12 protein-coding genes are annotated in these 14,559 nt (G+C 34.8%); 4 read left to right on the forward strand and 8 right to left on the reverse strand.

Annotation, left to right across the window (positions count from 1 at the left end; translation table 11 throughout):
• Positions 1 to 85 precede the first annotated feature (85 nt).
• The 6 genes from R2Q16_RS11220 to R2Q16_RS11245 form a co-directional block, all read right to left on the reverse strand.
• Complete coding sequence (locus R2Q16_RS11220; RefSeq protein WP_316737117.1) at positions 86 to 736, reverse strand: DUF4412 domain-containing protein; 651 nt, start codon at positions 734 to 736, stop codon at positions 86 to 88.
• A 22-nt stretch (positions 737 to 758) separates the two neighbouring features.
• On the reverse strand, positions 759 to 1,535 hold the full coding sequence (locus R2Q16_RS11225) for an enoyl-CoA hydratase/isomerase family protein (protein ID WP_316737118.1): 777 nt from the start codon (positions 1,533 to 1,535) through the stop codon (positions 759 to 761).
• Position 1,536: 1 nt separating this feature from the next.
• The gene (locus tag R2Q16_RS11230; RefSeq protein ID WP_316737119.1) at positions 1,537 to 3,624 is read right to left on the reverse strand and encodes a ComEC/Rec2 family competence protein; all 2,088 of its coding nucleotides are present in this window, start codon (positions 3,622 to 3,624) and stop codon (positions 1,537 to 1,539) included.
• A 4-nt stretch (positions 3,625 to 3,628) separates the two neighbouring features.
• Positions 3,629 to 5,659: a helix-hairpin-helix domain-containing protein gene (locus R2Q16_RS11235; protein ID WP_316737120.1), complete on the reverse strand. Its 2,031-nt coding sequence runs from the start codon at positions 5,657 to 5,659 to the stop codon at positions 3,629 to 3,631.
• Positions 5,649 to 6,449: a hypothetical protein gene (locus R2Q16_RS11240; RefSeq protein WP_316737121.1), complete on the reverse strand. Its 801-nt coding sequence runs from the start codon at positions 6,447 to 6,449 to the stop codon at positions 5,649 to 5,651. Before R2Q16_RS11240 ends, R2Q16_RS11235 begins: the two co-directional genes overlap by 11 nt.
• Positions 6,450 to 6,575: 126 nt before the next feature.
• Positions 6,576 to 6,911 (reverse strand): MerR family transcriptional regulator, encoded by a 336-nt coding sequence (locus tag R2Q16_RS11245; RefSeq protein WP_121950206.1) that lies wholly within the window; start codon positions 6,909 to 6,911, stop codon positions 6,576 to 6,578.
• Between the two features lie 118 nt (positions 6,912 to 7,029).
• On the opposite strand from R2Q16_RS11245, the gene alaS reads away from it, so the two are divergent.
• On the forward strand, positions 7,030 to 9,645 hold the full coding sequence (alaS, locus tag R2Q16_RS11250; RefSeq protein ID WP_316737122.1) for an alanine--tRNA ligase: 2,616 nt from the start codon (positions 7,030 to 7,032) through the stop codon (positions 9,643 to 9,645).
• 110 nt (positions 9,646 to 9,755) lie between these two features.
• Here the strand turns inward: alaS and R2Q16_RS11255 are convergent, their stop codons facing one another.
• Positions 9,756 to 10,262: a hypothetical protein gene (locus R2Q16_RS11255; RefSeq protein WP_316737123.1), complete on the reverse strand. Its 507-nt coding sequence runs from the start codon at positions 10,260 to 10,262 to the stop codon at positions 9,756 to 9,758.
• Between the two features lie 115 nt (positions 10,263 to 10,377).
• Positions 10,378 to 10,965, reverse strand: a complete 588-nt coding sequence (locus R2Q16_RS11260) for a hypothetical protein (protein ID WP_316737124.1) — start codon at positions 10,963 to 10,965, stop codon at positions 10,378 to 10,380.
• Between the two features lie 207 nt (positions 10,966 to 11,172).
• On the opposite strand from R2Q16_RS11260, the gene gatB reads away from it, so the two are divergent.
• The 3 genes from gatB (at position 11,173) to R2Q16_RS11275 (ending at position 14,530) form a co-directional block, all read left to right on the forward strand.
• Positions 11,173 to 12,624 (forward strand): Asp-tRNA(Asn)/Glu-tRNA(Gln) amidotransferase subunit GatB, encoded by a 1,452-nt coding sequence (gene gatB / locus R2Q16_RS11265; protein WP_316737125.1) that lies wholly within the window; start codon positions 11,173 to 11,175, stop codon positions 12,622 to 12,624.
• Complete coding sequence (locus R2Q16_RS11270) at positions 12,624 to 13,736, forward strand: redoxin domain-containing protein (protein WP_316737126.1); 1,113 nt, start codon at positions 12,624 to 12,626, stop codon at positions 13,734 to 13,736. Before gatB ends, R2Q16_RS11270 begins: the two co-directional genes overlap by 1 nt.
• A 104-nt stretch (positions 13,737 to 13,840) precedes the next feature.
• On the forward strand, positions 13,841 to 14,530 hold the full coding sequence (locus R2Q16_RS11275; protein WP_316737127.1) for a response regulator transcription factor: 690 nt from the start codon (positions 13,841 to 13,843) through the stop codon (positions 14,528 to 14,530).
• Positions 14,531 to 14,559: the final 29 nt, after the last annotated feature.

Raw genomic sequence — 14,559 nt, forward strand, 5'->3', positions numbered from 1 at the left:
GGTCAAAAAAAAAGCTTTTTAACTTTTCGGCTAATTTATAAAAAAGGCCGGCAGTTAAAAAGCTTTGAGTAAAAGTGATGGTTAATTATTCGCCACCACCTTGCATAGCTTTCATTTCAGCATAAGTAATTTCATCGTAACCAGCTGGGATTTTAGTTACAGAAAGTTCGCCAACTTTACCTTCGGTTAAAGATTTTAAAGTAATTGTAGCTTCTTTTGTATCAATCATAACAACGAAACCTTTAACTTCTTTAAAATCGGCAGTTGCAATGTTAACCGGAACATCTACATCAGCCGTAGCCCAAAGTTCGCCGGTGCCGCCTTTACTATCTTTAAAAGTATATTTTTCTACATTATAGCCAGAAAGTGTTTTTTTCTCACCCGTAGCTTTAAACTCAGAATATGATGGTCTAGTGGCTTTTGATTCTTCCATATCTGCTTTGGTTAATTTAGCAGCTAATTGTTTTTGCGCAACAGGAATATCAACTAAAGTTAAGCCAGTTTCAGTTTTATTATCTAACAAAACACCAACAGTAGCCGGACCAAAACTCAATTCTAATTTCGAGATATCTCCGTTGAATTTTACTTTTTGTTCTTCTGGAGCACCAGGAGCACTGATTTTGTATTTAATTCCGTAAACCAAAGTGCCTTCGGTTATTTTTTTCTGTGCATGTGCGATTACAGCTGTGCTTACTAGTATTAAAGCGACAACGCTAGTTTTGATAGATTTTAACATTTTTTTATTTCAGTTTAGTTATTTACCAATTAATTTTTTCTTTGTTTAAGAATGATGCAATTCCCTTTTTAAAATCGTCACTTTCTCTAACCCGGGCATTAATTTGAACTGCGGTTTCTAATGCTTTTTCGAGTAGCGGATTTGTGGTCTGACTAATTAATTGTTTTGTAATCATCAACGAATTACCCGAACTTTCTCTACACAAACTTAATGCAAATTCCTTAACAGTTTGATGTATTTCTTCTGAATTTGTTACAAAATTTATCAATTTATATGCTAAGGCCTGCTCTGCATTAAACGTTTTGCCTGTTAATAGAATTTCTTTGGCAATCGTTTCATTCACTTTTTGTACTAAAAAGCAGGAAACAATTGCAGGAACGAAACCAATTTTGACTTCTGTGTAGCCGAAATTACTTCCGGGTGTAGCAAAAACAATATCGCATATGGTTGCTAAACCACATCCGCCTGCAATCGCGTGTCCTTCCACTTGCCCAATTACGACCTTTGGTAAATAATAAATTGTAGTAAAAAGCTTTTTGAGGTTATTCGAATCAGCAACGTTTTCTTCGAAAGTATTGTTTTGCAATTGTTGAAGATATTCCAAATCGGCACCGGCGCTAAATGTACCTCCATTTGCATTTAAGATAACCACTTTAACATCATCATCTTCCTCAGCCTGAATAAATGCATCTGTTAATGCAGAAATCAATTCAGGATTTAAGGCATTTCGCTTTTCCGGGCGGTTAATGGTTATTGTTGCAATTCTCTCTGCAACATTGTACAAAACCAGATTTTCCATATTATTGGGTTAGTTGAACCAAATATGCAGGATTTTTCTTTAAAACATGTTTTGAAATTTTATTATTCTCGGCAAAAGCTTTAAAAGTTGTGATTTTGTAATCCTTATTGGTTGCATCAATAATTACATCTTTATAACTAATTTCCCTTGGAAGATTTTCTAATTTGAATTTAGTATTTCCAGTTATCCAAACACTATTAAAGCTGCCTTCGGTTTTCAGTTTCTTGTAGTTTAGAGATTCATCCAAAAGCAAAATTTTATAATTACCAAAAATGATTTGTTTTTGTTTAAGAATAAAATTGGCTAAAACCGTATCTTTTTTAATGCTGATAAAATCAATTTTATTGATTTGAGATTGCTCTAAAGCGGGTTTAACAAAAAACTGATAATTCTTGTCTTCTTCTTTTAAATCTGTAGCTAAAATTGTTTTTGTGCCTTGAATAAAAGCTGCAGCATAATTTTTTCTTAAAGTAAAAAAGATAATTTTCTTTTGGTTGATGGCTTTATAATAATCCAAAATTATCATCGATTGATAAAAAATATAAGTGATTAGTGAGAATAATATTAATTGCTTATTGAACTTCGCCAAAGCGTAAATAAGTAAGCCAATTGATAGACTTAGGAGGATGAATTCTGACAAATTAATCCAAACGGCAGAGAAAGTAGAATAGGGCAAATCAGCAATCCACTTCAAAACGGAATTTGTGGTAACGATAATCCATTCAAAAATTGGCGATAATTTATCTATTCCAGGAAGGAGCACCGCAATTCCTAAAATCATGATGATGATTAAGGGAATAGAAATAAATAAGTTTCCGAGTAAAAAGTAAACCGGAAACTGGTGGAAATAATAAATACAAAGTGGAAATGTAACCAGTTGCGCAGCCAGAGAGAGGGCAATTAATTCCCAAATTTTATTAAGCCATTTATTTTTGATGTAAATCCATTTATAAATTTTAGGTTGTAAATAAATTAAACCAAAAACAGAAATGTAGGAAAGCTGGAAGCCAACATCCCAAATTAGGAATGGGTTGTAAATTAATTGACAAAAGGCCGCAAAGGCCAATGTATTATAGCCATTTTTATTTTTGGCGAATGTTTTAGCTGTTATAAAAATCGAAATCATTATTGCCGAACGAACAACCGATGGAGATAAACCTGTAATTAAAGCGTATATCCAAATTAAACCACAAATCAATGTGAATTTCAAGATTTTTGAAAATCGGTTTTTATTCAGAAATAACAACAGAAAATCTAAAACAAAGAAAATTATGGCAACATGACTACCTGAAACTGAAAGTGCATGTATGGTGCCTGTTTTGGAATAAGCGGATAAAGTTTCTTTACTTAAATCGGCTCGATACCCTAAAATTAATGTTGAAGCAACTGCAAAAGCCTCATCATTTTTTATCTGTTTTCTATATTTTGCAATTTGATTTTCTCTTAAAGCTAACGCGAATTTGATAATCGGGTTACCAATATTTTTATTCGTTTTTAATAGATGATTTTGATTTATAAAGGTTTGCTGGTGAATATTCTGACTGGCCAACCAACGTTTAAAATTAAATTCGGCAGGATTATAGGGTGGTTCGACTTCCAAATAGTTGGCCGAAACAATCAATTCATCACCATATTTAAGACGTACTGGCTTTAAACTATCTATTTTTAAAGCTACTGATAACTGCCCGCTTAGCTTGATTTGTTTATTTTCTTTGTATCCGGATACAACTCTTACTTTAAATCTTAAAATATCACCCGATTGTTCAGGTTCATCATTAACCCAGATTTTTAAATACTTGTAATCAGCCTCTGCGAAATAGTCTGGCTTAAGTTTTTCGCTGTTTAATAGGCAAAGCAATCCTCCCAATGAGATAAAAAATAAGAAAATCAGTATGCCAATTATTCCTTTAAATTTATAGCCATTTAGCTTTTTATAGGTGAGATTGAGTAGAAAAGTCGTACAAAATAGTAAGCCGGTAGTTAAGCCTATAGCTAAAATCATTTCTTCACTTTGGAAGAAATATAAAACTCCAATTCCTAAAATTAAAGGTGCTAAAATCTTTACAAAAACATATTCTGCTTTAAACATATTTTTAGAATTGGTACCTCAATTGAATTTTTATTTCTGATTTTTTGTTGCCCTGAATTTCATCTAAATAAGTGCCAACAGTTTCTACATCTTGATACAAAAACATTGCATATCGAGCCCAAATATTTAGTTTTTTGGCAATATTATATTTCAAATTTATGTAGGTTCTAAACCCTTTTCCATTATACATGCCAAAAGCAAAACTGTATAAAACATCGTCTTCATATGCATAAATTCGGCTGTTATAACTCGGTGTGTTAAAATATGCGATTCTCAGATTGCCTGTAATTTTCGAAAACATTGGCGAATAGTCTACATCCTGATAAATCAGATAACCAAATTCTCTGTTGGCATCACCTTTTTTATATTGTGAAACTTCTGCACGGTTTTGAAAACTCCATTTTTTGTTAAGTTGCCAACTTACTTCAGCACGATAGCTCTCTTTTTTTACATCCTCTAAAAAGTTAATTGGTACATCTAAATCGGTGTTCTGTTGTTTATTTTCAGTCTTAAATCGGGCTAAAACCTTAAAATTTTTGGTAGGTGTGTAAACCGCCTGACTTAAAATTTCGTAACCTTTTGATGGTGCATCAACACGAAACTTCAACCACGGAAAACGAAAATAATCGCTATAAATGGCAAAGGCCCAACGCTTATTTGGAGTAATATTTAGACTTGTGTAAAGTCCCTGCTCATTCGTGGCTTCACTTGCTTCGGAAACCGATTGATTAAAAAAGTTGTGGTAATCTTTTGCATAATCTCGATACATTATTGCGGCCGATACAATTGGAGATAAACTAATTAATGCGCCATTGATATGTGCTAAACCACTATTTAAACTCTTGCCAACCTCACCAAAAAAATAAATGTTTTTATAGGTGTAATTATAATGCAGTCCGAGGTTAGTAAGTGAATTCCCTCTGAAACTAAATTTATCATACAATGCACTTTGAGGTATAAATCTATTTCCATATTCAGATTGATAAGCAACAACACCAATACTTAAATCGCTTTTAGCATATTGAATTACAGTTCCATAAGTCTGCTGCGTTAAAGAGTTTTTGTTCGAAATTTCAGTAGGCGTTCGATGCAAGCCGGTTTGGTTAATCGTAGATTGAACAAGGTTTCCATCAACATCTATATCCTGACTTGCATCCAGTTTTCTAAAAGAAACAAAAGGTGTAATATCTATATTTTTGAATAGATTGATTGTGGCTGATGCACCTCGCAAAAATGAATATTCATTTGCAGAAGAATATGGTCTTAATCCTAAATCCTTTTTGGCAATACTGGTTACATCAGGCCCCTTTCCAAATGCAAAGCCCGACCACATGGTTAAACCCTGGCCAAATTGTAAGGTGTAATTACCAACAACTAATTTTTTTACCCTGCCTAATTTAAATAAGGCAATGTTCCCTGAGAAAAAATCAAATGGTTTGCCAATAAATTTTTCGCCAGCATCTTTATCTAATGTTATCGAAGCAGAAATAATTGTTCCGTAATGGTAGCGGTATCGAGTTTGAAATCTTTCCGGAGAGCCTAAATATCGGTTGCCTGGTAAATCCGTAAAACCTTTTTGCTTTTGCAAAGTTTGAGCAAAACGCATGAGCAAATCATTTTCACCAACAGCAAAAATCTTTTTAAAGGAAAATTTTTCATATTCGGTCGCTGTATTTAAAGTAACAAATGGAATTAAACTTTGTACTAGTCTGGCATCAAATCCATCAATTGTTTGAAGTTCCAAAACGTCAACAAAATTTCCATTTTCTTTTAAGTGCGTAAAGAAATTACTGATTTGCAATGGAGAGAGAAATACTAATGTCTTTAATTCTTCTGGAGTAGTTCTGTTTAAGTTAATCGGGTGTTTTTTTAATCTGGTTAACACATCAATTAATTCGGTCATGTCATAATCTTCTGGTAGATTTTCGGCTACACTTTCTAAAATATCCTTTATAACAACATCTTGTTCTGTGTTTTGTGCCTTTGCAATGAATCCCATCATCACAAAGGCAATAATTACTAAGCTAAAACGCATAACCCAAAGCTACTTGTGGAGCATATCCTAGATTAGCATCGTAGGTTGTTGCCATATCAAACAGAAGTTTCTTATAATTCACGCCAAAACCTGCATACTGTTTAAAAGGTTTAGCGCTTAGGCCGCCGCGTAAACTGAGCAGATCAACAATTTTATAATCTACGCCAAAAGAAACATCTATATGTTGATTCAAAATTTTAGAAACTGAGGTTGCAATCAAGACTTTATCAGATGCGTGATAACTTGATCCAATATTGATTTTAGTTGGTATTTCGCTTAAAATCAGTGTACTACTATATTTTTCTTTTGATAAATTACTTACAAATGCACCTAATGTAAATGTGTTTTTAAACTGATAAATCGCACCAACATCAACAGAAAAACCATTTGACGAGCCATAATTGTTAATTTTTAACTGATGGTAATTTCCATTTAACCCAATCGAAAGTTTTTTTCCGAATTTCTTCGCGTAAGCAAAGCCAGCCTTACTTTCAAAATATTCTGAAAAACCGTATCGCTGAAAGCTTGCGCCAAGAAAATTATTTTTAAATGGGATTGCCGCAACAAAACCTTGCGTGCTTACTTCATTGCTAAAAAGATGTTTAATGTAATTAATAGATGCCGCTGGTTTTTCGAGATTTGTAATTGCAGAGGCATTCGCCTGCAAACTCCAAATGTCGGTTACAGCTGCGCCATTGTTGCCCATCGCGGTTAAGCGTGGCCCCAAATTGTTTTGAGCAGATAAATAAAGTGGTGTGAGGGAGATTAAAAGTACATTCCATATTTTCATTCTAAGGCGTTAAACCGGTAAATAAAAAATAGGGAAGATTGGCGTTTGGTTGTCCTAATGTAGAAAAATACTTTTTAAAGAAAAATTTAATGAAATATTTTAGCTGAAACGATTATTAGTTTTTTTCTACAACTCCTGCGCCAAATTCACTAAAAAGCCTTTAAGTTTTTCTAAGGAATCGATAATCTTTTGATTTTCTTTTACATCGCCTTTATTGTTTTTCAAATGCTCTTTTGCACCTTTTAATGTAAAACCCTTTTCATCAACAAGGTTGAAAATAATCTTTAAATTTTCAATGTCTTCTGGTGTAAATAAACGATTGCCTTTCTTGTTTTTCTTAGGTTGAAGAATGTCAAATTCCTTTTCGTAAAAACGGATTTGCGATGCGTTAACATTAAACATTTCAGTCACTTCGCCCATAGTATAATACATTTTGTTGATGTCTCTTTCTTTGTACGGCATAATTTGTGATTGATTATTAAGGTTTTACAACGTTTAATTAAAGTATTCAAATGTAGCTCGATTTTTCCTTATTAACGCAATAAAATTTTAATTTTGTTGCTCCAATTAATAAAATGTAATGACAGCAAAAGAGATTAGACAGGCATTCCTTAATTATTTTGAATCGAAACAACATCATGTTGTTCCTTCAGCGCCAATTGTAGTTAAAAACGATCCAACATTGATGTTCACCAACGCCGGTATGAATCAATTTAAAGATTTGTTTTTAGGCGAAGCCGCAATTAAATATGCCCGTGCTGTAGATACTCAACGCTGCTTACGTGTATCTGGAAAGCACAACGATTTAGAGGAAGTTGGTATAGATACTTACCACCACACCATGTTCGAGATGCTTGGGAATTGGAGTTTTGGCGATTATTTCAAAAAAGATGCCATTGCCTGGAGTTGGGAACTGTTAACTGAGGTTTATAAAATTCCGAAGGATAAATTATATGTTACCTATTTTGAGGGTGATGAAAAAGAAGGCTTAGAAAAGGACCAAGAGGCATACGACCTTTGGAAGCAATACGTAGATGAAAGCCATATTTTACCAGGAAACAAAAAAGATAATTTCTGGGAAATGGGCGATACCGGACCATGCGGACCATGTTCTGAAATCCATGTGGATTGCCGTACCGATGAAGAAAAGGCTTTAGTTGGTGGAGCTACTTTGGTAAATGCAGACCATCCACAGGTTATCGAAATCTGGAATAATGTATTTATGCAATTTAACCGCTTAAAAGATGGTTCATTGCAGAGTTTACCGGCAAAGCATGTTGATACCGGAATGGGTTTTGAGCGTTTGGTACGTGTTTTACAAGAAAAAACTTCTAATTACGATACCGATGTTTTTCAACCGCTAATTCAGTTTATTGCTGAAAAATCAGGTGTAAAATATGGTGCTGATGAAAAAACTGACATCGCTATGCGTGTAATGGCCGACCATATTCGTGCCATTTCCTTTGTAATTGCTGATGGTCAGCTGCCATCAAATAATAAGGCTGGTTATGTAATCCGTAGGATTCTACGTCGTGCGGTACGTTATGCCTATACTTTCTTAAATTTTAAAGAACCTTTCTTAAATCAGCTAGTGCCTTTATTAGCCGAACAGTTTAAAGGTGTTTTCGATGAACTAATTTCTCAGCAAGATTTTGTTCAGAAAGTTGTTTTAGAAGAAGAGGTTTCGTTTTTAAGAACTTTATCAACGGGTATTCAGCGTTTCGAAAAATATCAGGCAACAAATAATATTGTGGATGGAAGTTTTGCTTTCGAATTATCAGATACTTTTGGTTTCCCTATTGATTTAACTGAGCTAATGGCTCGTGAAAAGGGTTGGTCTGTCGATTTGACTGCTTATGAGCAAGCGCTTAAAAAGCAGAAAGATGATAGTCGTGCTGCAACAGCAATTGATACAGGCGACTGGGTGGTTGTAAATGCTGATGAACAAAGTGAATTTGTAGGTTATGATGATTTAGAAATTGAAACTGAAATTTTAAAATATCGTAAGGTTAAGGCAAAAGGAAAAGAACAGTATCAAATTGTTTTGCGTCAAACACCTTTCTATGCTGAAAGTGGTGGTCAGGTAGGAGACACTGGTCGATTAGAAGACCATAGCCGCCAGTTTTGGGTTGATATTACCGATACCAAAAAGGAAAATGGCTTAACGGTTCATTTTGCTGATATTCTTCCGGATAATTTGGAAGGTAAGTTTTGGGCAGTTGTTGATGAAGACAAACGTATTTTAACGGAAGATAATCACTCGGCAACACACTTATTGCATGCAGCAATGAAACAAGTTTTGGGCAACCATGTAAACCAAAAAGGTTCGTTAGTAAATGCTGATTATTTACGTTTCGATTTTTCTCACTTCGCTAAAGTAACAGATGAAGAATTGGCCCAAATTGAGGTGATTGTAAATCAGAAAATCAGACAAAATATAAAATTAAAAGAACAAAGAAACGTACCCTATCAAGATGCTATTGAAAGTGGTGTTACCGCATTATTTGGCGAAAAGTATGGCGATTTTGTACGTATGATAACTTTTGACGACCATTTCTCGAAAGAACTTTGCGGTGGAACACATGTAAAAGCAACTGGACAAATTGGTTCATTTAAAATTATTTCTGAAAGTGCTGTTGCCGCTGGTGTTCGCAGGATTGAAGCCATTACAGCAGATAAAGCCGAACAATATTTTCTTGATCAGCGCAAAGAGCTTGGCCATTTAAAAGCCTTATTGAACGGAAGTAAAGATTTATCAGCTTCTGTACAGGCTTTGTTGGATGAAAATGCAAAACTTAAAAAGGAAATTGAAAAATCTACTTTGGAACGTGTTGGTAACCTAAAACATGAAATTGTTCATCACGTTCGTGGTATTAATGGTGTAAACCTGATTGCAAAACACATCGATTTACAGAGCGCTGATGCTGTGAAAAATTTAGCTTATTCATTAAAAGATATGATTGATAATTTATTCCTCGTATTTACGACTGAAATTGATGGCAAACCTGGAATTACGGTTATGCTTTCTGATGATTTGGTGAAAAAAGGAATGAATGCTTCAAATATTGTCCGTGAATTGGGTAAAGAAATTCAAGGTGGGGGCGGTGGTCAGCCGTTTTATGCAACTGCAGGTGGAAAAAACCCGGCAGGTTTACCAACTGTATTAGAAAAAGCTGAGGGTTTTATCAAGCACTAATCTACATAGTCGTCATTTCGACTGTAATGGAGAAATCTTTGTTGTCTGTTTTCGGACAAATTGGATTTCTCTATATAAAAAAAAGAGGCCCGAAAGCCTCTTTTTTTATTTTAATGTCTACCTCTGCCACGTCCTCTATCATGGTGGTCTCTGCCTCTTCCATGAAAATCGTGACCTCTGTTAATATATTTTACAGTTTTGTAAGTTGTTCTTCTTGGTGCTACATATTTTACACGATTTCCACCGCCACCATATGAAGTTCTATAATAATTTGTTTGAGTAGAATACCTTACTCTGTGCGTGTTATAACTTCGATAAGGACTGTTCCCGTAAACAACAATTTTTCTGCCTCGGTGCAAATCGTAGCCTCTATATCGTGCAGGTAAATGTCTGGTTCTAACCCATCTGTTACCACTTAAATAAACAAACTGCCTTTGCGGAACGTAATAATAAGATTGTACTTCGGGTAGGTAATAATAATTTACGTTTTGATATCCAACCGGAACCCATGCAGGCTGCGTACCGATGTTAACATTTAAACTTACCTGAGCGTTAGATTCTTTTGATGTTAAAGCCACGATACCTACTATCGCGGAGATGATTAGTAACTTTTTCATAATAATCTAAATTTAATTTGTGTGTATCTATGCAATTTCAAACGCTGTGCCAAAACCATTATTGTAACAAAAAAGGGAGCTTCTTTCGAAACTCCCTCGCCACAACTAATACTTATTATCCTCTGCCATTTCCTCTTTGATTACTGTTTCGTTCTGGGCGGCTATTATTTCTACCATTATGATTATTTCTGTTCGATTGGCTATCCTTACGACTATTTATAACAGTTTTTTGTGTGCGTATTGGTCGGTTATTGTTTACCACTACGGTTTTATTAACGTTATAATTTGGATGACCCTTTACCACGTAATATTTAGTATCGCGACTATCTCTGATAATGGTTTGGCGGCCAGCATAGTTTTTAAATTTGCTATATCTGGCTACGTAAACACTATTCCTTAAATAAGGTCTAGGTTCGTTAACTACAACCTTGTACGAACGGTAAACATCAAAGTTTCTAAATTGAGCCGGTAAATTATTTACCCAAACCCAGCGACCAGCATTAGCATATATATACTGGCCAGTTGGAACGTAATAATATGCATTAATATCCGGGAAATAGTAATAATCTACATGGTCGTATCCTGTCGGTCCCCAAACTGGTTGTGAGCCAATATTAATGTTAAGGCTAACCTGTGCCTTTGCATTGTTTATGCTGAATAATGAAACCATCAGAACTGCAGCAAATAATACTAACTTTTTCATAAAATTTAAAATTTAAGGTTTCTGGTGTGTGTTAATTATCGAAATAGACAATGAGGTTACACAGTAGTTTAATTGCGACAATTCGTTTTAACATTCTTTAACTATATTTGAGGAATTTAAACAGCGATAAATCCGTTTAACATTGGTTAGCTGGAAAATCATCTTTCTGATTGTTTAACATATTTTAAAACGATACATAGAGCTTTAATGCCTTTACAAGATAAAAACTACGAACTCGTTTCAGGACTGGAAATTCATGTTCAGTTAAATACCAATACAAAAATATTTTCTGCTGATAGTGCTTCTTTTGGTGCTTTGCCAAATCAAAATATTTCTACGGTATCTTTGGCTCTACCAGGTGCTTTACCTAAATTAAATAAGGAAGTTGTAGCAAAAGCGGTGCGTATTGGGTTAGCTTTAAAGTGTACAATTAATCAGGTTAATCATTTTGATAGAAAAAACTATTTCTATGCCGATTTACCTAAAGGATATCAGATTACGCAAGACAACCAGCCGATTTGTGTAAACGGATTTTTAGAAGTTGAGCTCAGCGATGGTTCAACAAAGAAAATTGGAATTAATAGAATCCATTTGGAAGAGGATGCTGGTAAAAGCATACACGACCAGGATGATAATTATTCTTTGGTTGATTTAAATCGGGCGGGCGTTCCTTTAATCGAAATTGTAACCGAACCTGATATAAGCAGTGCGGAAGAAGCATCAGCTTTGCTTAGCGAAATTCGAAAATTGGTGCGCCACTTAAATGTAAGCGATGGAAATATGGAAGAGGGGAGCTTGCGCTGCGATGCAAATATTTCTATCCGCGAAAGCGGAACTACTGAATTTGGAACGCGTTGTGAAGTAAAAAACCTAAACTCGATGCGTAACGTACGTAGAGCTATGGAGTTCGAATTCGGCAGACAAGTAGAAGTAATTTCTAAGGGCGGAAAAATTATCCAAAGTACCTTAAATTTTGATGCGGATAAGGGTACAACATCGCCAATGCGCACCAAGGAAGAAGCTAATGATTATCGTTACTTCTCAGACCCCGATTTGCAACCGATTTACATTTCAGATGATTGGTTAGCTGAAATTACATCGGCTATGCCGGCACTACCAAATGAAATTAGCAAGCAAATGGTCGCAGAATTTGGTATCAGCAAAGCTGATGCAGCGCTATTTGCCGAGGATTTAGATCTATTGAACTATTTTAATGAAGGTTTGCCCTTTGTAAACACGAAGAAAACTTTAATAAACTGGTTAATTGGTCCCATTAGAGCTGTTTTGAGTGAAAAAGGAATTACGATTGCAGATTATAAAGTTAAACCAAAACAACTTGCTGATGCGATTAATCTGGTAGATGATAAAAAGCTAACGCAACAAATTGCCGTACAACAATTATTGCCGGCGATAGAACAAAAAGATGCAGTAAACGTTGCTGATTTAGCACTAGCTCTAAACCTCTTGATTTCTGAAAATAGCGATGAATTAAGCGGTTTTATTGATGAAGTTTTAAGCAAATATCCTGCACAGGTTGAGGCCTTTAAAAAAGGTAAGAAAGGTGTTCTAGGTTTATTTGTTGGTGATGTAATGAAACTGGCAAAAGGAAAGGCCGATGCCAAAAAATTAAATGAATTAATACTTGAAAAACTAAAATAATGAGATTAAAAAACTTAAGTCTTATCGTACTAATTGCGGTAGCTTTTACAGCGTGTAAACCTAAAGATAGTTTTAATATTGATGGAACTTTCCAAAATCCGGGAGCGGAGAAGAAAGTTTTCTTATACGGAATGGAAAGTAGCCAAATGGTTGCCATTGATTCAACAAACCTATCAGAAAAAGGCGAGTTTAAATTTATCCGCAAAACGCCATCCGTTGATTTCTTTAGGGTTTCGATCGGAAATCATGAATTTATGTTAATCGCAAAAAATGGCGATGATATCAAATTAGAAGCTGATTTAGCAGATAAAACAATGGCTTATAAAATTTCTGGTGCTAACGAAGTTGAAAAGTTATCAGAAGTAAATAATTTGAGAAATGTTTACGCAAAACAAGTAGAAGATTTGCAAAAGGATTTTGAAGCTAAAGTGGCACAGCAACCTTCAAACCGGGCGGCAATTTTAGATCAATTAAAACCGCAGTATGAATCATACACCAACCAATTAAATGGTGGTATTATTAAGTTTGCAAAAGATAACAAAGGCACCTTGGCAAGCTTTTACGCAATGAATACTTTAAGTCCACAGGAATATGAAGCGGAATTGGTAAAGTTTGCCGATGAAATTAAAGATGAGATTAAAGGCAATGCAACGGTTGATACCTTTGTAAAACAAATGGCTTTATTAAAAACCGTACAGGTTGGTCAGGTAGCGCCTGGCTTTACCATTAACAATGTTGATGGCAAACCAGTAAGTTTAGCAGATTACAAAGGAAAATATGTTTTGGTTGATTTCTGGGCATCTTGGTGCCAACCATGCCGTCAGGAAAATCCGAATGTTGTTAAAGTTTACAATCAATACAAAACTAAAAATTTCGATATTTTAGGTATTTCTCTTGATACGGATAAAGCAGCATGGTTAAATGCGATAAAGGCAGATGGTTTAACCTGGACACACGTTTCTGAACTGAAAGATTTCAATGGAGAAACGGTTCGTAAATATCAGGTTCAGGCAATTCCTACATCTTATATTATTGCGCCGGATGGAAAAATTGTTGCGAAAAACTTGCGTGGTAACGAACTTGAGGCGTTTTTAGCAAAAACGTTACGTTAAAACAAACTCAATGTTAAACTAATTTAAGTTATTAACAATTTCTTAACTTAGTCTTAACTGGAAATTGCATCAGAGACACTACTTTCGTAACAAATATTTAACTAATGAACAGCGTAGGTCAGAAAATATTAATTGTTGATGATGAACCAGATATTCTGGAACTGATTGAGTATAACCTAAAAAAAGAAGGTTATCAGGTTTTTACAGCATCTAATGGTCAAGAGGGTATTACTGTTGCCAAAAAGGTTCATCCAGATTTAATTATTCTGGATATCATGATGCCAAAAATGGATGGAATAGAGGCTTGCCGATTAATGAGAGCCATTCCTGAGTTTAAAAATACTTTCATGGTTTTCTTAACCGCCAGAAGCGAAGAATACTCTGAAATTGCAGGTTTTAACGTTGGCGCTGATGATTATATCGCAAAGCCAATTAAACCTAGAGCTTTGGTTAGCCGCATTAATGCTATTTTAAGAAGAAATGCCGGTGCTGAAGAAGTATCGGAAAATAAGCTTGAAATTGGCGATTTAGTAATCGATCGTGAAGCTTATTTGGTTTTTCAGGATGGTAACAAGGTTGTTTTGGCTAAAAAGGAATTTGAATTACTTTATCTGTTGGCTTCTAAACCTGGAAAAGTTTATACCAGAGAATCAATTCTAAAAAATATTTGGGAAGATTCTGTTGTCGTAACAAATAGAACTATCGATGTACACATTCGTAAGCTTCGTGAGAAATTGGGTGAGCGTTACGTTTCTACTGTAAAAGGCGTAGGTTACAAGTTTGAGCTTTCTTAAACAAGTCGTAAAATAAAGAAGCCCTGGAT

The sequence above is a fragment of the Pedobacter aquatilis genome, assembly GCF_032678425.1.
Classification (GTDB): domain Bacteria; phylum Bacteroidota; class Bacteroidia; order Sphingobacteriales; family Sphingobacteriaceae; genus Pedobacter; species Pedobacter aquatilis_B.

Excerpts from the sequence above, each read along its gene's own strand:
- R2Q16_RS11220 (WP_316737117.1), bottom strand. The coding sequence starts at position 736 with ATGTTAAAATCTATCAAAACTAGCGTTGTCGCTTTAATACTAGTAAGC.
- R2Q16_RS11225 (WP_316737118.1), bottom strand. The coding sequence starts at position 1,535 with ATGGAAAATCTGGTTTTGTACAATGTTGCAGAGAGAATTGCAACAATA.
- R2Q16_RS11230 (WP_316737119.1), bottom strand. The coding sequence starts at position 3,624 with ATGTTTAAAGCAGAATATGTTTTTGTAAAGATTTTAGCACCTTTAATT.
- R2Q16_RS11235 (WP_316737120.1), bottom strand. The coding sequence starts at position 5,659 with ATGCGTTTTAGCTTAGTAATTATTGCCTTTGTGATGATGGGATTCATT.
- R2Q16_RS11240 (WP_316737121.1), bottom strand. The coding sequence starts at position 6,449 with ATGAAAATATGGAATGTACTTTTAATCTCCCTCACACCACTTTATTTA.
- R2Q16_RS11245 (WP_121950206.1), bottom strand. The coding sequence starts at position 6,911 with ATGCCGTACAAAGAAAGAGACATCAACAAAATGTATTATACTATGGGC.
- alaS (WP_316737122.1), top strand. The coding sequence starts at position 7,030 with ATGACAGCAAAAGAGATTAGACAGGCATTCCTTAATTATTTTGAATCG.
- R2Q16_RS11255 (WP_316737123.1), bottom strand. The coding sequence starts at position 10,262 with ATGAAAAAGTTACTAATCATCTCCGCGATAGTAGGTATCGTGGCTTTA.
- R2Q16_RS11260 (WP_316737124.1), bottom strand. The coding sequence starts at position 10,965 with ATGAAAAAGTTAGTATTATTTGCTGCAGTTCTGATGGTTTCATTATTC.
- gatB (WP_316737125.1), top strand. The coding sequence starts at position 11,173 with ATGCCTTTACAAGATAAAAACTACGAACTCGTTTCAGGACTGGAAATT.
- R2Q16_RS11270 (WP_316737126.1), top strand. The coding sequence starts at position 12,624 with ATGAGATTAAAAAACTTAAGTCTTATCGTACTAATTGCGGTAGCTTTT.
- R2Q16_RS11275 (WP_316737127.1), top strand. The coding sequence starts at position 13,841 with ATGAACAGCGTAGGTCAGAAAATATTAATTGTTGATGATGAACCAGAT.